Annotated in this window: 18 protein-coding genes and 1 tRNA gene; 4 read left to right on the plus strand and 15 right to left on the minus strand. The window is 70.7% G+C overall.

The annotated features are described in order from the left end of the window. Positions 1 to 59 precede the first annotated feature (59 nt). Positions 60 to 2,690: a cellulose binding domain-containing protein gene (locus QWM81_RS06895; protein ID WP_290110701.1), complete on the plus strand. Its 2,631-nt coding sequence runs from the start codon at positions 60 to 62 to the stop codon at positions 2,688 to 2,690. Here the strand turns inward: QWM81_RS06895 and QWM81_RS06900 are convergent. From QWM81_RS06900 to QWM81_RS06940, 9 genes are all read right to left on the minus strand, one after another. Continuing rightward, complete coding sequence (locus tag QWM81_RS06900) at positions 2,680 to 4,578, minus strand: rhamnogalacturonan lyase (RefSeq protein WP_290110702.1); 1,899 nt, start codon at positions 4,576 to 4,578, stop codon at positions 2,680 to 2,682. The two genes, QWM81_RS06895 and QWM81_RS06900, sit on opposite strands and share 11 nt — an antisense overlap. Positions 4,579 to 4,809: 231 nt before the next feature. Then, a complete protein-coding gene (locus tag QWM81_RS06905) occupies positions 4,810 to 5,931 on the minus strand; it encodes a methyltransferase domain-containing protein (RefSeq protein ID WP_290110703.1) in 1,122 nt (373 codons plus the stop codon). A 1-nt stretch (position 5,932) separates the two neighbouring features. After that, positions 5,933 to 6,064 carry a hypothetical protein gene (locus QWM81_RS06910; RefSeq protein ID WP_290110704.1) on the minus strand — a complete coding sequence of 44 codons (132 nt, stop codon included), beginning with the start codon at positions 6,062 to 6,064 and terminating at the stop codon, positions 5,933 to 5,935. 96 nt (positions 6,065 to 6,160) lie between these two features. Further along, positions 6,161 to 6,370 carry a hypothetical protein gene (locus QWM81_RS06915; RefSeq protein ID WP_290110705.1) on the minus strand — a complete coding sequence of 70 codons (210 nt, stop codon included), beginning with the start codon at positions 6,368 to 6,370 and terminating at the stop codon, positions 6,161 to 6,163. A 235-nt stretch (positions 6,371 to 6,605) separates the two neighbouring features. After that, positions 6,606 to 7,826, minus strand: a complete 1,221-nt coding sequence (locus QWM81_RS06920) for a helix-turn-helix domain-containing protein (protein ID WP_435372336.1) — start codon at positions 7,824 to 7,826, stop codon at positions 6,606 to 6,608. Positions 7,827 to 8,167: 341 nt separating this feature from the next. Next, positions 8,168 to 8,240, minus strand: a tRNA-His gene (locus QWM81_RS06925). A gap of 92 nt (positions 8,241 to 8,332) precedes the next feature. Then, positions 8,333 to 8,932, minus strand: a complete 600-nt coding sequence (orn, locus tag QWM81_RS06930) for an oligoribonuclease (protein ID WP_290110708.1) — start codon at positions 8,930 to 8,932, stop codon at positions 8,333 to 8,335. A 54-nt stretch (positions 8,933 to 8,986) separates the two neighbouring features. Beyond that, a complete protein-coding gene (locus tag QWM81_RS06935; protein WP_290110709.1) occupies positions 8,987 to 10,186 on the minus strand; it encodes a helix-turn-helix domain-containing protein in 1,200 nt (399 codons plus the stop codon). Positions 10,187 to 10,538: 352 nt separating this feature from the next. After that, the gene (locus tag QWM81_RS06940) at positions 10,539 to 10,880 is read right to left on the minus strand and encodes a hypothetical protein (protein WP_290110710.1); all 342 of its coding nucleotides are present in this window, start codon (positions 10,878 to 10,880) and stop codon (positions 10,539 to 10,541) included. Positions 10,881 to 11,390: 510 nt separating this feature from the next. On the opposite strand from QWM81_RS06940, the gene QWM81_RS06945 reads away from it, so the two are divergent. Together QWM81_RS06945 and QWM81_RS06950 are read left to right on the plus strand one after the other, a co-directional pair. After that, entirely contained in the window at positions 11,391 to 11,912 is a 522-nt protein-coding gene (locus QWM81_RS06945; RefSeq protein ID WP_290110713.1) for a universal stress protein, read from the plus strand. A 150-nt stretch (positions 11,913 to 12,062) separates the two neighbouring features. Continuing rightward, a complete protein-coding gene (locus tag QWM81_RS06950; RefSeq protein WP_290110714.1) occupies positions 12,063 to 12,629 on the plus strand; it encodes a GPR1/FUN34/YaaH family transporter in 567 nt (188 codons plus the stop codon). A gap of 241 nt (positions 12,630 to 12,870) precedes the next feature. Here QWM81_RS06950 and glmS read toward each other — a convergent pair whose 3' ends face one another. Together glmS and QWM81_RS06960 are read right to left on the minus strand one after the other, a co-directional pair. Beyond that, positions 12,871 to 14,688 (minus strand): glutamine--fructose-6-phosphate transaminase (isomerizing), encoded by a 1,818-nt coding sequence (gene glmS, locus QWM81_RS06955; RefSeq protein ID WP_290110715.1) that lies wholly within the window; start codon positions 14,686 to 14,688, stop codon positions 12,871 to 12,873. A gap of 35 nt (positions 14,689 to 14,723) precedes the next feature. Further along, complete coding sequence (locus QWM81_RS06960) at positions 14,724 to 14,999, minus strand: hypothetical protein (protein ID WP_290110717.1); 276 nt, start codon at positions 14,997 to 14,999, stop codon at positions 14,724 to 14,726. A gap of 283 nt (positions 15,000 to 15,282) precedes the next feature. Between QWM81_RS06960 and QWM81_RS06965 the strand changes: the two genes are divergently transcribed. Then, a complete protein-coding gene (locus tag QWM81_RS06965; RefSeq protein WP_290110719.1) occupies positions 15,283 to 16,851 on the plus strand; it encodes a beta-N-acetylhexosaminidase in 1,569 nt (522 codons plus the stop codon). Positions 16,852 to 16,897: 46 nt separating this feature from the next. Here QWM81_RS06965 and QWM81_RS06970 read toward each other — a convergent pair whose 3' ends face one another. Genes QWM81_RS06970 through QWM81_RS06985 form a run of 4 tightly spaced genes read right to left on the minus strand, consistent with a single transcriptional unit; the run spans position 16,898 to position 21,906 of the window. Next, on the minus strand, positions 16,898 to 18,664 hold the full coding sequence (locus tag QWM81_RS06970; protein ID WP_290110720.1) for an IucA/IucC family protein: 1,767 nt from the start codon (positions 18,662 to 18,664) through the stop codon (positions 16,898 to 16,900). After that, on the minus strand, positions 18,661 to 19,212 hold the full coding sequence (locus QWM81_RS06975) for a GNAT family N-acetyltransferase (protein WP_290110721.1): 552 nt from the start codon (positions 19,210 to 19,212) through the stop codon (positions 18,661 to 18,663). Before QWM81_RS06975 ends, QWM81_RS06970 begins: the two co-directional genes overlap by 4 nt. After that, the gene (locus tag QWM81_RS06980; RefSeq protein ID WP_290110722.1) at positions 19,209 to 20,480 is read right to left on the minus strand and encodes a lysine N(6)-hydroxylase/L-ornithine N(5)-oxygenase family protein; all 1,272 of its coding nucleotides are present in this window, start codon (positions 20,478 to 20,480) and stop codon (positions 19,209 to 19,211) included. The genes QWM81_RS06975 and QWM81_RS06980 overlap by 4 nt, the downstream gene beginning before the upstream one ends. Then, positions 20,464 to 21,906 carry a pyridoxal phosphate-dependent decarboxylase family protein gene (locus QWM81_RS06985; RefSeq protein ID WP_290110723.1) on the minus strand — a complete coding sequence of 481 codons (1,443 nt, stop codon included), beginning with the start codon at positions 21,904 to 21,906 and terminating at the stop codon, positions 20,464 to 20,466. Before QWM81_RS06985 ends, QWM81_RS06980 begins: the two co-directional genes overlap by 17 nt. Positions 21,907 to 21,987 lie beyond the last annotated feature (81 nt).

Raw genomic sequence — 21,987 nt, forward strand, 5'->3', positions numbered from 1 at the left:
CATGCCTTTCCCCCCGATGCCGCACGCCCGCACGCCCCCACGCCCGAGAGGAAGCCCCCGTGCGCAGAACACGACACCTGCTCCTCGGCCTGGCACTCGCCGCCGGCCTGCTGACCGGCACCCACCCGCCCGCCGCCACGGCCGCCGCCCAGGCAGCACCCGCCGCCCCGCCGGGGCCCGCCGCCGAGTCGTACACCTGGAAGAACGTCCGCATCGACGGCGGCGGCTTCGTCCCCGGCATCGTCTTCAGCCGCACCGAGAAGAACCTCGCCTACGCCCGCACCGACATCGGCGGCGCCTACCGCTGGCAGCAGGCCACCAAGACCTGGACGCCGCTGCTCGACTCGGTCGGCTGGGACCGCTGGGGCCACACGGGCGTCGTCAGCATCGCGTCCGACTCCATCGACCCGAACCGGGTGTACGCGGCGGTCGGCACGTACACCAACAGCTGGGACCCCGGCAACGGCGCCGTCCTGCGCTCCGCCGACCGGGGCGCCACCTGGCAGAAGGCCGACCTGCCCTTCAAGCTCGGCGGCAACATGCCAGGGCGCGGCATGGGTGAACGCCTCGCCGTCGACCCGCACCTGGGCAGTGTGCTGTACCTCGGCGCGCCCAGCGGCAAGGGCCTGTGGCGCTCCACCGACGCGGGCGCCACCTGGTCGCAGGTCACCGCCTTCCCCAACCCCGGCACCTACGCCCAGGACCCGTCCGACACCTCCGGTTACGCCTCCGACAACCAGGGCATCGTCTGGGTCACCTTCGACGAGACGACCGGCACGCGCGGAACCGCCACCAGGACGATCTACGTCGGTGTCGCCGACAAGGACAACGCCGTCTACCGCTCCACCGACGCGGGCGCCACCTGGACCCGGCTGCCCGGCCAGCCCACCGGCCTCCTCGCCCACAAGGGCGTCCTCGACGCGGCGAGCGGCCACCTCTACCTGGCGTACAGCGACACGGGCGGCCCGTACGACGGCGGCAAGGGCGCGGTGTGGCGGTACGCCACGAAGACCGCGACCTGGCGGGACATCACCCCGGACGCCCAGGCGCACTACGGTTTCAGCGGGCTGAGCGCCGACCGGCAGAAACCCGGCACGGTCATGGTGACCGGCTACAGCTCCTGGTGGCCCGACACCCAGATCTTCCGCACCACCGACAGCGGCGCCACCTGGACCCGGGCGTGGGAGTACACCTCGTACCCCACCCGCTCCAACCGCTACACCATGGACGTCTCCTCCTCCCCCTGGCTCACCTGGGGCGCCGACCCCGCACCGCCCGAGCAGTCCCCGAAGCTGGGCTGGATGACCGAGTCGCTGGAGATCGACCCGTTCGACTCGAACCGGATGATGTACGGGACGGGCGCCACGATCTACGGCACGGAGAACCTCGGGCAGTGGGACGGCGGCGGCAGGATCACCATCACGCCGATGGTGCGGGGCCTGGAGGAGACGGCCGTCAACGACCTCGTCTCGCCGCCCTCCGGGGCCCCGCTGATCAGCGCGCTCGGTGACATCGGCGGCTTCCGGCACACCGACGTCACCAAGGTGCCGCCGATGATGTTCACCTCGCCCAACTTCACGACCACGACGAGCCTGGACTACGCCGAGTCCCGCCCGGACACGGTCGTCCGCGTCGGCAACCTCGACAGCGGCCCGCGCATCGCCTTCTCCACCGACAACGGCGCCACCTGGTTCGCGGGTCAGGAGCCTTCGGGCGTCTCCGGCGGCGGCACGGTGGCGGCGGCGGCGGACGGCAGCCGGTTCGTGTGGAGCCCGGACGGCGCGGCGGTGCACACCACGTCCGGCTTCGGCACGTCGTGGACGGCGGCTCGGGGCATCCCGGCCGGCGCGGTCGTCGAGGCCGACCGGGTCGACCCGAAGAAGTTCTACGGCTTCGCGGCCGGGACGTTCTACGTCAGTACGGACGGTGGCGCCACCTTCACCGCGTCCGGGGCCACCGGCCTGCCCGCGTCGGGCGGGGTGCGCTTCCAGGCCGTCCCGGGCCGGGGCGGCGACATCTGGCTGGCGGGCGGCGAGGCCGGCGGCACGTACGGCCTGTGGCGCTCGACCGACTCGGGCGCGACGTTCGCCAGGGTCCGGGGCGTCGAGGAGGCCGACACCATCGGCTTCGGCAAGGCCGCGCCGGGCGCCTCGTACCAGGCGCTGTACACCAGCGCGAAGATCGGCGGCGTACGCGGGATCTTCCGCTCCACGGACGCGGGCGCGAGCTGGGTCCGCATCAACGACGACGCCCACCAGTGGGGCTGGACGGGCGCCGCGATCACCGGCGACCCGAGGGTCTACGGGCGCGTGTACGTGTCGACCAACGGCCGTGGCGTCATCTACGGCGACACGGCGGGCACGCCCACCGGCCCCCCTGGGGAAGGCCCGTGTTCCGCGACGTACAAGGTGACCAGCCAGTGGCAGGGCGGCTTCCAGGCGGAGGTGACGCTCAAGAACACGGGCACGGCGGCGTGGAACGGTTGGTCGGCCGGCTGGAGTTTCCCCTCCGGCCAGCAGATCAGCCAGATCTGGAACGCCACCCACACCCAGACCGGGGCCGCCGTCACGGCGAAGAACACCGCCTGGAACGGCACGGTGCAGCCGGGCGCGTCGGTCGCCTTCGGCTTCACCGGCTCGTGGTCGGGGACGAACCCGCCCCCGACCACGCTCGCCTGCGCTACGGGGTAGTGATCACCGGCCGGGGTGCGGTCCGCATCCCGGCCCCGATGTGGAAGCCCGGGTGCGGGGGCTGGTTGTAGGCGGTGTTCTGCCAGGCCAGCCCCACGCGGTACATGGTGTCGTGCAGCAGCGTGGTGATCCTCGTGTCCGTCCGGTGCGGCGTGGAGTAGATCCGCAGCGCCCGGTTGTCCGACGTGCGCCAGACGACCTCCTCGCGCCAGTCGCCGAGGATGTCACCGGAGAGCGCCGGGGTGGACTTGCTGCCGTTGTTGGACGACACCGAGGCGCCGGTCAGCAGCCGGGTGTCGCCGCCCGTGCCGTACTTGTCGATACGGGTGCCGTCCAGCAGCTCGCGGGTCGTGTCCCCGTCCCACCAGCTGACGAAGTTGACGCTGGACGGCTCGCGCCCGAGCGAGGCCCCGGTCGCCGACCTGAGCGTGGTGTCGGTCGCCGACCAGGACTCGGCCCCGGCGGACCCCGCGTAGACGTCGGCGGAGACGCCACGGCCGTTGTCGCCCCCCGTGGCGGTCTGCCAGAGAACCTGTCCGGTACGGGCGTCGGCCATCCAGGAGCCGGGCTTGGAGGTGTCCTCGGAGACCTTGAAGTACTCCAGCCCGGCGCGGGCCGGGTTCAGGTCACCGACATGCCCGGCGTCCCCGTGCCCGAGCCGGTTGGTCCAGAGCCCGGTCCCGTTGTCGTCGACGGTCATCGCCCCGTAGACAACCTCGTCCCTGCCGTCACCGTCCACGTCCGCGACCGACAGGCTGTGGTTGCCCTGCCCGTCGTAGCCCTTGCCGGCGTTGGCCGAGGCGCTGCTGTCGAACGTCCAGCGACGCGTGAACCGCCCGTCGCGCCAGTCCCAGGCCGCGATCACCGAGCGCGTGTAGTAGCCGCGCGCCATGATGAGCGAGGGCCGGGTGCCGTCCAGGTAAGCGGTCCCGGCGAGGAACCGGTCGACCCGGTTGCCGTAACCGTCGCCCCACGACGCCACGTTGCCGCGCGCGGGCACATAGTCCACGGTGCCCATGGCGGCGCCGGTACGCCCGTTGAACATGGTCAGGTACTCGGGCCCGGCCAGCACATAGCCGCCCGAGTTGCGGTGGTCGGCCGAGCCGCTGCCGATGACCTTCCCGGTTCCGTCGACGGTCCCGTCCGCCGTCTTCATGGCGACCTCGGCCTTGCCGTCGCCGTCGTAGTCGTACACCTGGAACTGCGTGTAGTGCGCGCCGGAGCGGATGTTGCGCCCGAGGTCGACGCGCCACAGCCGGGTGCCGTCGAGCTTGACGCCGTCGATGACGGTGTTTCCGGTGTAGCCGGACTGGGAGTTGTCCTTGGCGTTGGTCGGCTGCCACTTCAGTACGAAGTCCAGGGCGCCGTCCCCGTCGAGGTCGCCCACGGACGCGTCGTTCGCCTCGTACGTGTACGAGACGCCGTCCGGCGTACGGCCTCCGGCGGGCGGCGAGATGGGCACGTCCCGGTAGCCGGTGCGGAACTGGACGGCGTGGACGGAGTCGCCCTGCTCGACACCGCCGACGACCGCGCGGACGGTGTAGTCGGCGGAGTTGGGCGCCCCGGAGTGGAAGTAGTTGGTCGAGCCGGTGACGGGCGTGGCGTTGACCTTCGTACCGCCCCGGTAGACGTTGAACGCCACGTTGTCCGGGTCGGTGCCGAGCCAGCGCCAGCTGACGAGGTTGCCGCTGCCGGTGTGGACGCTGACGACGCCCCGGTCGAGCCGCTCGGCCTGCCGGGCGGGCGCGGCGGCCTCGGCCGTCCCGGCCGGCAGCACCCCGACGAGCGGGGCGACCACGGCGGCCACGGCGACAGCGGCGGCGGCGACCGGGGTGGAGCGGCTTCTCCTGCGGCGCGGAGTGCGCGGGTGCGGGTGCGGGTGCTGCACTTTTCCTCCTGTGGGGGGGGGAAGAGGGGTGTTGCGTACCGCACAGTCGCCACCGCGGGGCCAAGGGTTGCCGCGGCCGGGGGCCCCGCCCGGCCGGGTTGTCGCTCGACGCCGACACATCGGCGACCACATCCGGGCCGCGCGGCTACACGCCAACCTCAGCCAAGAGGCCGTGGCCCGACCTCGTACGGTGAACCTCGGCCGACCAGGGACGCCGGCCGGCCGAGGCGGTCACCTCGCGGTGGCCACGCGCTTCGGCGCCGGCTCGATGATCCGCTCCGGGTGGTGCAGCCACACCTGCTGGCCCCTGGCCGTCACCGTCAGCCCGAAGTCGCGAGGCTCGGGCGAGCCCAGGGCGACGTACTCCTGATGCACCTGCTCCACCTCCCCCCACAAGTCACGCGACCCGTACAGCCACGCGTCCTCACATGTCGCGGCGGTCGCTGCGGAGCCGTCCCGGTCCTGGAGCCACACCTGTGCGCCGTCCGGCCTGTCGGCATGGACCATGCGAACGCCTGGCACGCGGGTGCCCGCGTACAAGGCGAACCCCAGCGAGAGCAGCTCACGCGGGTCCACGTTGGCCTTCGCCGACCGCGCCGTCGTCTGATCGACAGCCGCCGGCGCGGGCGCCCGGTGGGACCGCATCGGCATGTAGGACGCACCGCCCTGAAATCGGCCGGCCGCCGATCCCCGGCCGTCGCTCGTGAGCTGTACGAGGGCGCCGCTCCAGAAGTCGCGGTCCATCGGGGCTACGAGGATGCCGCCCGGGGCGAGCTGTTGCACAAGCTGGTGTGGGATCGTTCGGAGCGCGCACGTGGAGATGATGCGGTCGAAGGGGGCTTGGTCGGGCCGGCCACATTCGCCGTCCACGCACGCGAGGTTCGGCTCGTACCCGGCCGAGCGCAGAACAGCGGCCGCGTGGTGAGCGAGGCCGGGGTCGATCTCCACGCTGTGGACGAGCGGGTCACCAAGCCGTCGCGACAGGAGCGCGGCGACATATCCGGACGCGGTGCCGATCTCCAGCACGCGATGACCCGACTCGACAAGCAGCAGCCGCAGCATGCGCGCCACCATGGAGGGCTGGCTGTTGGACGAGGTGGCGATGCCGGGGCCGTCCGGCCGGCCGTCGTCCAGCTGGATGACGACCGGCTCGTCGGAGTGGATGAGGGCGAGCCGCTCGGCCTCGGTGGTCAGCGGCTCGCAGCCGGTCGGGCCCTGGCGCCACGCCTGCTGGGGGATGAACGGTTCGCGGGGGACGGCGTGCCAGACGGCGCGCCATGTCTCATCGAGCAGGCCGCGCTCGTAGAGGTCCTCTACGAGCGCGGCGTGCCCGCCCACTTGGGCGGTGGTCACATCAGCTCCCGTTGGGGTCGATGTACTTGCCGGGGCCGGAGCCGTCCGGGGACGGCGGGGCCGGCGGCGGCGTCCACGGCTTGTCGGACGGCTCCCCGCCGTGCTTGCCCGCGTCGGTCATCGTGTCGCTCATCTGCTACCTCCTGGGTAGGTCGTGCCGGATGCGGCGGGGTGGTGGTGCCCGCCCGCTGAGCCGTCCCTGCCATCGGTCGTGGGCAGCGGGCGGAGCTCAATGGGGCGCGCGGCGCCGGCTCTGGTACCAGGCCAGGGCCGCCAGCGTGTCGTCAAAGGGGGCCGCGAGGTCCGCGGCGTGCTCGTGGCAGGCCCACACGTCCTTACCGTCCCGGACCGCGACGACCCGCAGATGCTGCGTGGACCCGCACGCGGCGCACGCGGCGCTCACCGGCCGGCCGCCGACCGGCAGCGATGGCAGACGCACGGCGGGTACGAGGCGAACACCGGCGGCGGGGCGTCGGCGGGAGGGACTTCCCGCTGCCGCCGGATGGTGCGTGTCGATCCGTCCGGACGTACCTGGTACACCTTGATTGTCATCACGGGTCGCTCCCCGTCGCGTCAGTAGTTGCTTCACAACTGACGGTAAGGGTGAACCTCGGGGGTGAGGGGGAGAGTTCCTCACCCCTTGTCGAGGGGGAGGAAACCTCCCTGCCGGCCCGTCATACCGGTACGCCGATCTCCACCGCGAGCCGGCGCGCGTCCTCCCGAACCATCGGCGGCCCCGACTTCACCAGCCCCGGGAGAGCGGCCCGAGTGTGCAGGTTGTACTGGATCGTTTCCGGGGATTCCTCCCACGCCTTCCGCAGCAGGTGTACAGCGGCGACGCCCTCATCACGCATCCCATGCGCGCGGGCCGCTTCGATGAGATGGTACGAGCGGCGCGTGGCGGACGGCACCGCGCTCACGTCGAGCGCGGCCGCAACCTCCAGCGCCTGACCCGGCCGCGCGAGGTCGTTGTGCATGGTCAGCGCGTACGCATCGACCACGCCCCGGCCGAACATCAGCCACTCGTGGGCGTAGTCGTTGCCGAGGCGCCGCGCGGCGTCGTCGGCCTTGTCCCAGTACCGCCACGCGGGACCGCTCCGGCCGACCTTCGCGAAGGACAGGGCGACCGCCAGCATGAGGAGCCCCCAGCGAGCGATCTGCTCCGGGTCATCGTCCGTGCGCAGCAGGCTGGCGGCTTCCTCGGCCAGCTCCACACGGGCCTCGGCTGCCTCACCGGCATCCCGGTAGACGTGGTTCATGTACCAGGCTGCCGAGGCGATGGCCTGCGGGCTGTCGGCGTCCTGCGCCACTGTCATGGCGCGGTCGCCTGCGAGGACGACGAGGTCGGGTACGGGCTGGAACGACAGGTACAGCTGGGCGAGATGGTAGGTCTGCGCCTGCGCAACGAGGGCGCGGCGCCGTTCCACACCTTCGAGGGTCCGTGCGGAGTGCTGAGTGTCGAGCAGCAGGTCCGGCAGGAGCCGCGCAATTGCGGAGCGGTGCGCGCCGGGGCTGTGCCACATCTTCCATGCCTGGCGTACCCGGGCGGCGAGTGCCTCGGCTGGCTCGGGTTCGTCGTCGCGACGCGTGAGGTGGTAGGTGTTCAGCGCCCGCCTGATCAAGGGCAGGTCGACGTGAGCGGTCTTGGCGTACGTCGATGAGGCGATGCGTTCTTCGCCGGTCAGGTCGGCGACGTCTTCCACGCCGAGGACGTGTGCGAGGTGCAGGAGCATGGGGAGTCGGGGCATACCGATGGTTCCGGTCTCGATGCCTTTTACCCAGTCGCTGGAGCGGCCGACGAGACCGGCGACGACGGGGCGTGTGAGCCCGGCGCGCTCCCGTGCGCGCCGCACGCGCTGGCCGAAGGTAAGGGCGTTGTCTGTGCGATCGGGCATGTGGGCTCCGTTCGTTCTGACCTCGACGCTCAGAACGCTACTCCCTGTCGGTGACGGGGGAACGACGAAAGCGCCCCTCTGCCCGGCCCGAAGGCCAGAAGAGCGGCGTCGCCATTCACGGGTACCGGCGGCAGTACGGATCGAGCGCGAGCGGGAGAGGCCCGCCGGCTCCGGGTCCGGGTCTGGCGGTGGCGAGCTGTCCTTCCGGCACACCACGACCAGGGCGCCGTTCCCGTCCTTCTCGACCCGCAGCTCGTGCGACAGCTGGTGCCCGCTCACCTTCACGCTCGGACACGACGAAGGGCTGACCTGTTTTCACAGGTCAGCCCTTGATCGTTCAGGGTGAGTAACGGGACTCGAACCCGCGACATCCTGGACCACAACCAGGTGCTCTACCAGCTGAGCTATACCCACCACGACCGGTCTTCTTCCCGACCGGCCGAGAAAAAGTGTACAGGGTCCGAGAGGGTGCTCGCTCCAGCCTTTCGCGGGGTGGCGGGCGGGTGTCAGTCGGGCAGGACGTGGCGGGCCGCGATCTGCTTGGCGGTCTCGGAGTCCGGGCCGGGCTGCGGGACGAAGATCGCCTCGCGGTAGTAGCGCAGCTCGGCGATGGATTCGCGGATGTCGGTGAGCGCGCGGTGGTTGCCGGCCTTCTCCGGACTGTTGAAGTACGCCCTCGGGTACCAGCGGCGAGCCAGCTCCTTGACCGAGGAGACATCGACGATCCGGTAGTGGAGGTAGTCCTCCAGCGTCGGCATGTCACGCAGCAGGAACCCGCGGTCGGTGGAGACGGAGTTTCCGCACAGCGGGGCCTTGCCGGGCTCCTTGACGTGTTCGCGTACGTAGGTGAGGAGCTGCTCCTCGGCGTCGGCGAGCGTGGTGCCGAGCGCCAGCTCGTCGAGGAGTCCGGAGGCGGTGTGCATCTGCCGCACCACGTCGGGCATGGTCTCCAGCGCCGCGTCCGGCGGGCGGATCACGATGTCCACGCCGTGACCGAGTACGTTCAGTTCTGAGTCGGTGACCAGCGCGGCCACCTCGATAAGTGCGTCGTCCGTCAGCGAGAGTCCGGTCATCTCGCAGTCGATCCACACCATGCGATCGTTCATGCGTCCTACCTTAGAGGGGCGGTACGTGGCGGTACGGCGGGTCCCGCGGTACCGCTACGGCGCGCTGCGCTGGCCCGGGAGGGCCGCCCGGCCCCCGGTGAAGGCGTCCGCGTGGTGCCTGCCCTGCTCCGGCGGAGCGGTGGACGTGGTCGTGGCGCCCGCCGCCGCGCGCCGCGCCGAGTGCGGGAACTGCGAGGCGACGACCGGGTCCACGGCTCCGGACGGCCCCGAGGAGTCGCCCTGCGGGCGGCGGGCCCGGTAGGCGGCCCGGTACGCGGCGGGCGAGGAGCCCAGCTGGCGGCGGAAGTGCCCGCGCAGCGCGACGGGGGAGCGGAAGCCGCAGCGGCCCGCCACCTCGTCGACCGAGTAGTCGGACGTCTCCAGCAGCCGCTGTGCCTGGAGCACCCGCTGGGTGATCAGCCACTGGAGCGGCGCGCTGCCCGTCAGCGAGCGGAAGCGGCGGTCGAACGTCCGCCGGCTCATGTACGCGCGGGCGGCGAGCGTCTCCACGTCGAACTGCTCATGGAGGTGCTCCAGCGCCCAGGCGACCACCTCGGCGAGCGGGTCCGCGCCGATCTCCTCGGGCAGCGACCGGTCGAGGTACCGCTCCTGTCCGCCACTGCGCCGGGGCGGCACCACCAGCCGCCGGGCGAGTGCCCCGGCCGCCTCGGTGCCGTGGTCCGTGCGCACGATGTGCAGGCACAGGTCGATTCCGGCCGCCGTCCCCGCGGAGGTCAGCACGTCCCCGTCGTCGACGAAGAGCTCCCGCGGGTCCACATGGACCGACGGGTAGCGCTTGGCGAGCGTCGGCGCGTACATCCAGTGCGTGGTGGCGGGCCGCCCGTCCAGTAAACCGGCGGCGGCCAGTACGAACGCCCCGGTGCACAGCCCCACGATCCGGGCGCCCTCCTCATGCGCCCGGCGCAGCGCGTCGAGCGCCTCGGCCGGTGGCGGCGAGGTGATCGACCGCCAGGCCGGTACGACGACGGTGCCGGCCCTGCTGATCGCCTCCAGGCCGTACGGCGCGGTCAGTTCGAGTCCGCCCGTGGTGCGCAGTGGTCCGTCCTCGCCCGCGCAGACCAGCAGCCTGTAGCGCGGAACCCCGGCGTCCTGGCGGTCAATCCCGAACACCGAGAGCGGAATGGAACTCTCGAAGATGGGGCCGCCGCTGAACAGCAGCACTGCGACGACCTCGCGACGGCGCCGTCCGGACAGTTTGCGTCCGTTCTCCGGTGCGGCGGAGTCCTGGCTCATGACGCTAAGCCCCCCTCGGTGTTCGCGTCTCCTAGGTCCTGTCGCTCCTGCACGTTTCCCCTCGGTTTTGCACGAGTCCCCAGTCTTCGATAGTCATGATCGAATCTACTGCGTCCCGTGGCGCCGGAGTGACAAGTTCCGCATCCGGCACTATGTCGACAAGGCAACTTGGCGCGAAGCATTCGATCACGAAGCGTTCCACTCACGGGCCCCGCAGGGAAGTGCGCCTCACGCGCATGGCCCATCCGCGTAGGGTGCGAGCGACCCCGGCGGTCCTTTCTTGCCTGGTGACAAGGGGGTTGGCAGGCCATTTTGACAAGGATCGGCCGGTAGGCCGAAGTTGGCTGAAAACCTACGGGCGCGTGTGTGCGAACGTGTCAGTCTCCGGGCGCGCCCCGGCACCGTGCCGGCCCCCGCGGTGTGCCCCCGTACCCGTCCGGGAGTGCCGGCCGCGGTGCGGGGCGGTCCGGTGCCGGCTCTTCTCGGCGATCCGCTCCGAGCGGCGCAGCAGCACCCGGCAGACGGCGGTCACGGCCGCGAGCCCCAGCGCGGTGCCGGCCGCGCCGCCGAAGGACGTGCCGTACACCAGGAGGACGACGGGGACCAGGGCACAGCTGAAGGCTGCCCAGCGGATCACGTCGCTCGCCGACTCGGAGGTGGACGACGGGGCCGGGGTGGACGAGTGTGCGGGCACGAGGACTCCCTGAGGGCTGCGGTGTGACCGGTGTGACCGGGCGGACCGTGTGGCCAACGATCACGGGACGGTTACGGTCACTGCGGGCGCCTGGCGTCCTTTTCGTCACGCGTTATCACACGCGTCCCTCACGCCCCTGTGTTACCGGCGGTCACGCATGGCACCGCTGTCACGCAGGTCAGCGGGCGGGACGCCGGGGCCGCGGGCGCGGCGGGCGCGGGGGTTGTGCGCCGTCGCGAGCGGGGGCGGCGGGAGGCGCGGAGGGGGCGCGGGGAGGGGCACCGGGAACGCTGTAGGGCACATCCGGCATTGCCATACGGGTCGGGGCTCGTGCATGCTCCCTGGAACGCCCTGTGACCGCTGTGGCAGGGCGGTGGGCACTGGGCAGCGGAGGCGTGCCGCCGTACCCTTGGGGGTATGGGGTTGGGAAGATGATTCCCGGACACAGCTCCGCAGCCAACCGTCGTCACCCTGTTCCTTCCCACAAGGACCTTCTTCGCCGAGACACCGATGGCCGGTCACGAAATCCCTGAACCCGCGGACCGCAGGCAGGTCGCCGACTCCCCGGTCGACCCCCTGGCGGCGGACGAGACGCGCCACGCCTGCGATCCCGCCTTCCAGCACGGGGTGGTCGTCGGCTTCGACGGCTCCACCTCCAGCGAGCGAGCGCTCGCGTACGCCATCGGCATGGCCCGCCGCTCCGGCTCCGGCCTGATCATCGTGCACGTGGCGAACCGGCTGCCCACCACCGTCTGGGCCGGCTGCGAGCCCCCCGTCTTCGTCGACGTACCCGATCACCGCACCGAGGTCCTCGGACTGGAGCTGGCCTGCGCGGACTACCTCTCCGAGGTGCCGTGGATCCTGGTCGAGCGGGGCGGGGACATCTGCCACGAGCTGGAGGAGGTCGGCCGCGAGTACTCGGCCGACGCGATCGTGGTCGGGTCCACGCACGGCCTCGTCGGCCGGCTCTTCGGCTCGGTGGCCGGACGGCTCGCGCGGCGCGCGCAGCGGCCGGTCGTCGTCATCCCGTAGCCCTGCCGTTATCCGCCGGTGATACCGCGTCAATTTCCTTCCCCTTGGGCGAGATTCGGCGCCCCGCGAGGTGGGTTGTGCGCTTGTGAAGGGTATATCCAGGTGGCTGGGAAGCAGCACAACTGCACATGAGCATGAAGGGAGCCCGCCGTGGACAACGACGTCTCTGCGGGGAGCACCACCTCTACTCTCGGCCACCTCGCACTCGGCCTGACACTGCTGGCGTTCGGCATCGGCAGCACCGGTGTGATCGACAACGTCGCGGCCTCCGACGCCGCGACTCTCGCGACCTGGGTCGGCGGGGTCGCCCTCTTCGTCGCCGGCCTCTTCGAACTGCGCGCGGGCAACGGCCGCACCGGCACCGCGTTCGCCGGCCTCGGTGCCTTCTGGTTCGCCTGGGGCATGGGCGTGGGCAGCGCGGTCTCCGCGGAGGCCGGCGGGCTGTTCATGATCCTGTGGGCCATGCTGTCGCTGAGCCTGACGGCTGCCGCCTCCGGCAGCGGGCTGCTCGCGCAGGGCGTGTACGGGCTGCTGACCCTCTCCCTGCTGCTCTCCGGCATCGGCGCCTTCGCGGACGCCTCCGCGCTCGCGCAGATCGGCGGCTGGGCCGCCGCACTCGCGGGCCTCGGTGCCTGGTACGGCGCGACCGCGTCGCTCGCCAAGTGGCCGACGTTCTCGGGGCGCGCCGCGGGCCGGGGCGTGACGGCCACCGGCTGAGCGGCCACCGAGGCCGGTGCGAGGGCGGCACCGGCCGTACGGAAAAGGGCGACCCCCGGCGCGTTGGTGGCACGCGCCGGGGGGCGCCCCCTTTGCGCCTAAACCGGCTCCGCTCTCGCGGAGGTGGCTGGCCGCCGTGGGGGTTGCCGCCCCTTTGCGGCTGAACCGCCGCCGCTCTCGCGGAGGTGGCTGGCCGCCGTGGGGGTTGCTCAATTGTCGCTTCGGCCGTCGTCGGTGAGGACTACTCCACCGTGACGGACTTCGCCAGGTTGCGCGGCTTGTCGATGTCGCGGCCGAGGGCCAGGGCCGTGTGGTAGGCCAGGAGCTGGAGCGGGATGCCCATCAGGATCGGGTCCAGCTCGTCCTCGTTCTTCGGGACGATGATCGTGTGGTCCGCCTTCTCCTGGACCTGGTGCGCGACCGCGAGGATCTTGCCGCTGCGGGCCTTGATCTCCTCCATCGCCGCCCGGTTCTTCTCCAGCAGGGAGTCGTTCGGGACGATCGCGACGGTCGGCATCGCGGGCTCGATGAGCGCCAGCGGGCCGTGCTTCAGCTCGGAGGCCGGGTACGCCTCGGCGTGGATGTAGGAGATCTCCTTGAGCTTCAGGGAGGCCTCCAGGGCGACCGGGTAGCCCCGGACACGGCCGATGAACATCATCGACTTGGCGTCCGCGTACTCGGCGGCCAGCTTCTTGATGTCCTCCTCGCCTTCGAGGATCTCCTGGATCTGCCCGGGCAGCTTGCGCAGGCCCTCGATGATGCGCTTGCCGTCGGCGACGGACAGGTCGCGGATACGGCCCAGGTGCAGGGCCAGCAGCGCGAACGCGACGACCGTGTTGGTGAAGCACTTGGTGGACACCACGCAGACCTCCGGGCCGGCGTGGACGTACACGCCGCCGTCCGCCTCGCGGGCGATCGCCGAGCCCACCACGTTGACCACGCCGAGGACGCGGGCGCCCTTGCGCTTCAGCTCCTGGACTGCGGCCAGCACGTCGTACGTCTCACCGGACTGCGAGACGGCGATGTAGAGCGTGTCGGGGTCCACGACCGGGTTGCGGTAGCGGAACTCGGAGGCCGGCTCGGAGTCGGCCGGGATACGGGCCAGGCCCTCGATGAGCGAGGCGCCGATCATGCCGGCGTGGTACGAGGTGCCGCAGCCGAGGATCTTCACGCGGCGGATGCCACGCGCCTCGCGGGCGTCCAGGTTCAGCCCGCCCAGGTGCACGGTGGAGAACTTCTCGTCGATGCGGCCGCGCAGGACGCGGTCCACCGCGTCGGCCTGCTCCGAGATCTCCTTGTGCATATACGTGTCGTGACCGCCCATGTCGTACGAGGCGGCCTCCCACTCCACGGTCTCGGGCGTGGCGGTGGTCAGCGTGCCCGAGGTGGTGTACGTACGGAACTCGTCGGCCTTGAGCGTGGCCATCTCGCCGTCGTCCAGGGTGACGATCTGGCGGGTGTGGGCGATCAGCGCGGCGATGTCGGAGGCGACCAGCATCTCCTTCTCGCCGATGCCGAGGACGACCGGGGAGCCGTTGCGGGCGACGACGATACGGTCGTTGAAGTCGGCGTGCATGACGGCGATGCCGTAGGTGCCCTCGACCACCTTGAGCGCCTCGCGGACCTTCTCCTCCAGCGTCTCGGCCTGCGAGCGGGCGATCAGGTGCGTGAGCACCTCGGTGTCGGTCTCGGAGGCGAAGACGACGCCGTCCGCCTCCAGCTTGGCGCGCAGCTCGGCGGCGTTGTCGACGATGCCGTTGTGGACGACCGCGACCTTGTTCTCGGGGTCCATGTGCGGGTGCGAGTTGATGTCGCTGGGGGCGCCGTGCGTGGCCCAGCGGGTGTGGGCGATGCCGGTGGTGCCGGTGAAGCGCTTGGGGACGCGGGCCTCCAGGTCACGGACGCGGCCCTTGGCCTTGACCATCTTCAGGCCGGTGCTCTTGGGGCTGGTGATCACCATGCCCGCGGAGTCGTATCCCCGGTACTCCAGCCGCGCCAGGCCTTCCAGCAGCAGCGGAGCCACATCGCGCTTACCGATGTAACCGACAATTCCGCACATAAAGTTCTGCCCCTCCGAGTGGTTTGCGGGTGTGCTCAGCCGTAGACGATGCGGCGCAACTGCCGGAGCGAGAGCTCCGGGGGCGCCACGGCGCGGTGCGGCAGTTCGGCCGCGATGCGCTCGAAGATCACGGAGTTGACCTCGCCGCCGGACTGCAGTTCGCGGTGGCGGCGGCGGACGAACTCCTCGGTCGTCTCGTCGAAGTACGCCAGCACGTCGAGCACCACCCGGGAGGCCTCACCGCGCTGGAGCGCGGTGCTGCGGCACAGGTGGTCGATGAGGTCGTCATGCGACGGGCGGCGTTCGAGCACCCGTAGATACTGAGGCGCGACGGGCTCTCTTTGCAAGAATGCTGCCCGATATCGGGCAGCTTCATCATGATCGAGGTGATGGAGGTCATGAGGCGGCGTGGGAAATGGTCCATACCTTGACCGCTTCCGGGGTGCGCGGTACGGATGGTGACCGTTCGGTTGCGCAAGCCACGGTTGTGACGCCCGTCGAAGGGACCAGCTTGTGAGACAGCACGGAACGTTCCCCCGCCCCTGCCCCCTCCCTCGCTTCCGCCTCCGCCTGTTCGGTTCGCTGTTACTCGTCATGGCGGCCGGCGTCGGCGGCATCGGGGCCACGCCGGGAGGCGCCGCCCCGGGAGGCGCCGCGCCGGCCGTGCGGCCGCTCGGTGACATCGTGCCCGTACCGTTCTCCGTACGGCCCTCGGGAGCCCCGTACACCCTCACCCCGCGCACCCGCATCCACGTCGACGACGACTCGCGCGAGGCGCGCCGGATCGGCGCGTACCTCGCGGGCGTGCTGCGGCCGTCCACCGGGTACGCCCTGCCCCTCACGGACGACGAGGCGGGGCGCGGCGGGATCCGGCTCCGGCTCAGCCGGGGCGAGAAGGCCCTGGGGGACGAGGGGTACCGGCTGGAGTCCGGACGCCGTGGCGTCACCATCACCGCCCGCGAGCCCGCCGGGCTCTTCCACGGCGTCCAGACGCTGCGCCAGCAGCTCCCGGCCGCCATAGAGAAGGACACCCGCCGGCCAGGCCCCTGGCAGGTCGCGGGCGGGACCATCACCGACACGCCCCGCTACGGCTACCGGGGCGCGATGCTCGACGTCTCCCGGCACTTCTTCACCGTCGAGCAGGTCAAGCGCTACATCGACCAGATGGCGCTGTACAAGGTCAATGTCCTGCACCTGCACCTGAGCGACGACCAGGGCTGGCGCCTCGCCATCGACTCCTGGCCGCGCCTGGCCACCTACGGCGGCTCCACCCAGGTCGGCGGCGGGCCCGGCGGCTACTACACCAAGGCCCAGTACAAGGAGATCGTCGCGTACGCCGCCTCCCGCTACCTGGAGGTCGTGCCCGAGATCGACATGCCCGGCCACACCAACGCCGCCCTCGCCTCGTACGCCGAGCTCAACTGCGACGGCATCGCCCCGCCCCTCTACACCGGCACGGCCGTCGGGTTCAGCTCCCTGTGCGTCGACAAGCCGGTCACGTACGACTTCGTGGACGACGTCATCCGCGAGCTGGCCGCGCTCACCCCCGGCCGGTACCTCCACATCGGCGGCGACGAGGCCCACTCCACCAGCCACCAGGACTACGTCACCTTCATGGACAAGGTGCAGCCGATCGTGGCCACGTACGGCAAGAAGGTCATCGGCTGGCACCAGCTGGCCGGGGCCACCCCCGCCAAGGGCGCGCTGGCGCAGTACTGGGGCCTGGACCGTACGAGCGACGCGGAGAAGGCCGAGGTCGCCAGGGCCGCGCGGAACGGCACCGGGCTGATCCTGTCGCCCGCCGACCGGATCTACCTGGACATGAAGTACACCGAGGACACCAAGCTGGGCCTGTCCTGGGCCGGGTACGTGGAGGTGCGGCGCTCCTACGACTGGGACCCGGCGACCTACCTGCCGGGTGCCCCCGCCTCGGCCGTGGCCGGGGTCGAGGCACCGCTGTGGACGGAGACCATCGCGTCCGGCTCCCACATCGACCACATGGCGTTCCCGCGCCTGCTCGGCGCGGCGGAGCTGGGCTGGTCCCCGGCGGCGTCGCACGACTGGCCCGCGTACCGGGAACGGCTCGCGGGGCAGGGGCCGCGCATGGCGGCGCTGGGCATCGACTTCTACCGCTCGCCGCAGGTGGACTGGCGTACGGAGTAGGAGGGAGCCGACGCCCGGAGGACCGTACTCCGGGCGTCGGCCGGTCTTACGCGAACCGTGCGATCGGGTTCTTCAGCGTGCCGACGAACTGCAGCGCGGCCGACGGGTCCGCCAGGTCCACCATCTGCTTGTTGTTGCGCAGCTGGAGCCGGTTGAGGCAGGACAGCGTGAACTCGTCGGCGAACATGTCGTACTGCGCGAACTTGTCCGCCAGCTCCGGCTTGGACTCCTGGTACGCGCGCACGCACTCGGCGACCGTCCGCCAGAAGTCGTCCTCGCCGAGCACGCCCTCGGCGGCGAGCGTCGCGCCCAGGAAGCGGAAGAAGCAGTCGAAGACGTCCGTGAAGACCGACAGCAGCTTGGTGTCCTCGGGCACGTCGACCCTGATCCGCTCGACGGCCGGCGGCAGAACCGCGTCCGGGTCCATCACCACGATCTCCTCGGCGATGTCCTTGAAGATCGCGCGCTGGACCGTGCCGCCCTCGATCACCAGGATGACGTTCTCGCCGTGCGGCATCCACGCCAGGTCGTACGCGTAGAAGGTGTGCAGGATCGGCAGCAGGTACGCGTCCAGGTAGCGGCGCAGCCACGCGGTGGGCGCGAGGCCCGACTCGGCGATCAGGGCGCCCGCGAACGACGCGCCCTCGTGGTCGGTGTGCAGCAGGGACGCCATGGTGGCGAGCCGCTGCCCGGACCGGATCGTCGGCACCGGGCTCTCGCGCCACAGGGCGGCGAGCATCTTGCGGTACGGGGAGTAGCGGTCGGTCGCGGCCTCGTACTCCAGGTGCCGGTAGCCGACCGCCGCGCGCTCGCGGATGATCGAAAAGCGGGCCGCCCGCAGAACGTCGTCGCCGTCGATCAGGTTGGCCAGCCAGTCGTTGATGGCCGGGGTGGCCTCCATGTACGCGGCGGACAGGCCGCGCATGAACCCCATGTTGAGGACGGAGATCGCCGTCTTCACATAGTGCTTGGCCGGGTCGGTGGTGTTGAAGAAGGTGCGGATCGACTGCTGTGCCAGGTAGCGGTCCTCGCCCTCGCCGAGGAAGACCAGGCGCCGCTGGGCGATCTCGGCGGCGAAGGTGACGGACAGCTTGTTCCACCACTGCCAGGGGTGGACCGGCACCAGCAGGTAGTCGGCGAGGTCCAGGCCCAGGTCGGCCAGGGTCTTGGCGAAGCCGTCCACGGTCGCGTCGCCCAGCTCCGCGCGGATGAACGTCTCGTAGTCGATGCCCGCGCCCGCCGTGAAGGTGGTGCGGTCGCGGCGCGCGGCCAGCCAGATCAGCTGGAGCGGGGTCGCCGCCTCGGGCGCGTACGCGTGGTATTCGTCGATGCCGAAACCGAGCCGCCCGTTGTTGGCGACGAAACAGGGGTGGCCCTCGGTCATGCCCGTCTCGACGGCCTGGAAGTCCGCCTTCGCGAGCTCGACGGCCGAGATTCGCGGCTTGGCCGACTTGTACGCCGTACCGGAGAGCGTGGAGGAGATCTCCTCCAGGTAGACCGGGAGGATCTCGTCGCTCAGGCCCAGTGAGCCGCGCAGCTCGATGATGAACCGCAGCGCGTCCAGCGGCAGTTCCTCGCCGCCCTGGTGGCGGCTGATCGAGTCGGCGTACACCTGCCAGTGGTCGAGGGCGAACCGGTCGGCGGTGAAGCGGTACTCGGTGGCGCCGTCGTCGCTCACCACGCGGTAGCGGCCCTCGCCCAGGGGCTCGGGCGCGAGCAGGCGCTCGTGGGCGAACTCGGCCAGGCCCTTGCGGATCAGCAGCCGGTTGGCGTGCGCCCAGCGGTCGGGGGTGAGGTGTGCGACGGGGTTCACCGGGCGGCCCCGATCGCCGCGAGGAACTGTTCCCGGGTGCAGAAGCTCAGGTAGGCGTCCTTCTCCGGCTTGGCTATCTTCTCGGCTATCTCGAAGCCGACGGCCGCGTTGAGCGCGTGGACGGCCTTGTTGCGTACGTCGGGCTCGACGACCACCCGCTCGGTCGCCGGATCACGGAACAGCTCCTCCATGACGGCCGTGATGACCGCGCGGGTGAAGCCGTGGACGGGGGTGTCGGCCGGGGCGACCAGGAAGTGCATGCCGACGTCACCGGGCCGGGCCTCGTACAGCCCCACCAGCTCGACCTTCGACGGGTCGTACCGCTCCATCAGGAAGCACGGCGTGCCGTCGAGCATGCCGATGAAGGCGTCGTGGTGCTCGTTGGCGGCGATGGCCATGTACTCGCGCTCGACGTCCTGGAGCCGGTGGTCCCCCATCAGCCAGAAGGCGGCCTTGGGGTGGGTGACCCAGGAGTGGACCAGCTCGCTGTCGGCGAGGGGGTCCAGAGGCCGGAAGGTGAAGGTCCCGAGGGACAGGGTGGTGCTCATACGGCGAACTCCTGGAACGCGATGGACTTCTCGACCGGGTAGTGCTCGTAGCCCAGCAGCTCGCCGATGATGTACGCGTTGCGGTAGGCGCCCATGCCCAGGTCGGGGCTGGTGATCGAGTGGGTGTGCACGCCGGCGTTCTGGAGGAAGACGCCGCGTCCGGTGGTGTCGATGGAGTAGTTGCGGGCCACGTCGAAGCGGCCCTGCCCGTCCCAGCGGATGCGGTCCTCCACGGGCTTGAGGAACTCCGGCGTGACGTACTTGTAGCCGGTGGCGAGGATCAGGCCCTCGGTCTCGATCTCGAAGTCCTTGCCCTGCTCCTCCTGGCGCAGGCCCAGGGTGTACGTCCCGTTCTCGTACGCCGCGGTGTTGAGCGACGTATTGGTGATCAGGCGGGTGGGGACCGGGCCGCGCAGGTTCTTCTGGTACAGCAGGTCGAAGATCGCGTCGATCAGATCGCCGTCGATGCCCTTGAACAGGCCCTTCTGCTGCGACTCCAGCCGGTAGCGGGTCGCCTCGGGCAGGGCGTGGAAGTAGTCGATGTACTCCGGGGACGTCATCTCAAGCGTGAGTTTGGTGTACTCCAGCGGGAAGAAGCGCGGGGAGCGGGTGACCCAGTTCAGCCGGTAGCCGTGGACGTCGATCTCGCTCAGCAGGTCGTAGTAGATCTCGGCGGCGCTCTGCCCGCTGCCGACGAGCGTGAGGGACTTCTTCTTCTGGAGCGCTTCCTTGTGGGGGAGGTAGCGCGAGTTGTGGATGGCGTCGCCCTCCAGGCCCTGGCAGGCCTCCGGGACGTACGGCGGGGTGCCGGTGCCCAGGACGAGGCGGCGGGCGCGGAACGTTTCGCCACCGGCCGTGCGGACCGCGTACAGCTCGTCCTCGGCGTCGTACTCGACCGTCGTGACCGTCGTGTTGAAGCGGATGCTGCTCAGCTTGGCTGCGGCCCAGCGGCAGTAGTCGTTGTACTCGGTCCGCAGCGGATAGAAGTTCTCGCGGATGTAGAACGAGTACAGCCGGCCGGACTCCTTCAGGTACTGGAGGAAGGAGTACGGAGAGGTGGGGTCGGCGAGCGTGACCAGGTCGGACAGGAACGGCGTCTGGAGGTGGGCGCCTTCGAGGAACATCCCCGAGTGCCACTCGAAGTCGGGCTTCGCCTCCAGGAAGACGCCGTTCAGCTCGTCGATCGGCTCGGTCAGGCAGGCCAGGCCGAGGTTGAACGGACCCAGTCCGATACCGATGAAATCGTGAAGGTCACGAGGCGTGGACAAGGTTCTCTCCAAGGTACTGCTCGGCGTGGCCGGCGATCAGGTCGAGGACGGCGGTGATGTCGTGCACGGTCGTCTCGGGGTTGAGCAGGGTGAACTTGAGGTACTGGCGGCCGTCGACCTTCGTACCGGCGACGACGGCCTCGCCCGACGCGAACAGCGCCTTGCGGGCGTGGAGGTTGGCGCGGTCGATCTCCGTGGGGGAGGTGACGGCGGCCGGGATGTAGCGGAAGACGAGGGTGGACAGGGAGGGCTGGACGACGACGTCGTAGCGCGGGTCGGCGGCGAGCAGGTCCCAGCCGGCGGCGGCCAGGTCGCACACCTCGTCGAAGAGCTGCCCGATCCCCTCGGCGCCCATGACGCGCAGTGTCATCCACAGCTTGAGCGCGTCGAAGCGGCGGGTGGTCTGGAGGGACTTGTCGACCTGGTTGGGAATGCGCTCCTCCACCGTACGGCGGGGGTTGAGGTAGTCCGCGTGGTACGTGGCGTGGCGCAGCGTCGCCCCGTCGCGGACCAGTACGGCGGAGGAGCTGACCGGCTGGAAGAACGACTTGTGGTAGTCGACCGTGACGGAGTCGGCGCGCTCGATGCCGTCGAGGAGGTGGCGGCGGGTGGGGGAGGCGAGCAGGCCACAGCCGTAGGCGGCGTCGACGTGCATCCAGGAGCCGTACTGGGCGGCCAGTTCGGCGATTTCCGGGAGCGGGTCGATGGAGCCGAAGTCGGTGGTGCCGGCGGTGGCGACGATCGCCATGGGGACCAGGCCCTGGGCGGCGCACAGTTCCAGCTCGGCGGCGAGGGCGACGGACTGCATGCGCTTGTCGCGGTCGGTGGGGATCGCGATGACGGCCTGGGGGGACAGGCCGAGGAGCTTGGCCGACTTCTGGACGCTGAAGTGGCTGCACTCGGAGGAGAAGACGCGCAGTTTCGCCAGGTCGTCCGTCTTGGCCTCCTCGCGGGCGAGCAGCAGGGCCTGGAGGTTGGACTGCGTACCGCCGCTGGTGAACACCCCGTCGGCGGCCGGGCCGAGGCCGATGCGGCCGGCCGTCCAGTCGATCAGGCGGCGCTCGATGAGGGTGCCGCCGGCGCTCTGGTCCCAGGTGTCGAGGGAGGAGTTGACGGCTGAGAGCACGGCCTCGCCGAGGACGGCGGGGATGACGACCGGGCAGTTGAGGTGGCCCAGGTAGCGGGGGTGGTGGAAGTAGACGGCGTCGCGCAGGTACACCTGCTCCAGCTCGTCGAGGGCGGCGGAGGTGTCGCCGAGCGGCCGGTCGAGGTCCACCGAGGAGATGAGCGGGGCCAGTTCGTCGGGGGTGACGCCGGTGAACGGCTGTCGGGTGGAGGCGAGCCGGTTCGCCACCCGCTCGACTCCTTCGGTGACGGCACGGCGGTACTGCTCGGCCGTCGCGTCATTGAGCAGGTGCGAGCGCATGCGCGATGTCCTTCCGGGGACGGGAGACGTGGTCGGCCCTCAAGGAGAGGGGGAGGGCGACGCGAAGTAAGGTTAGCCTAA

Origin of the sequence: Streptomyces ficellus, assembly GCF_030406405.1 — a bacterium.
GTDB classification, from domain to species: domain Bacteria; phylum Actinomycetota; class Actinomycetes; order Streptomycetales; family Streptomycetaceae; genus Streptomyces; species Streptomyces ficellus_B.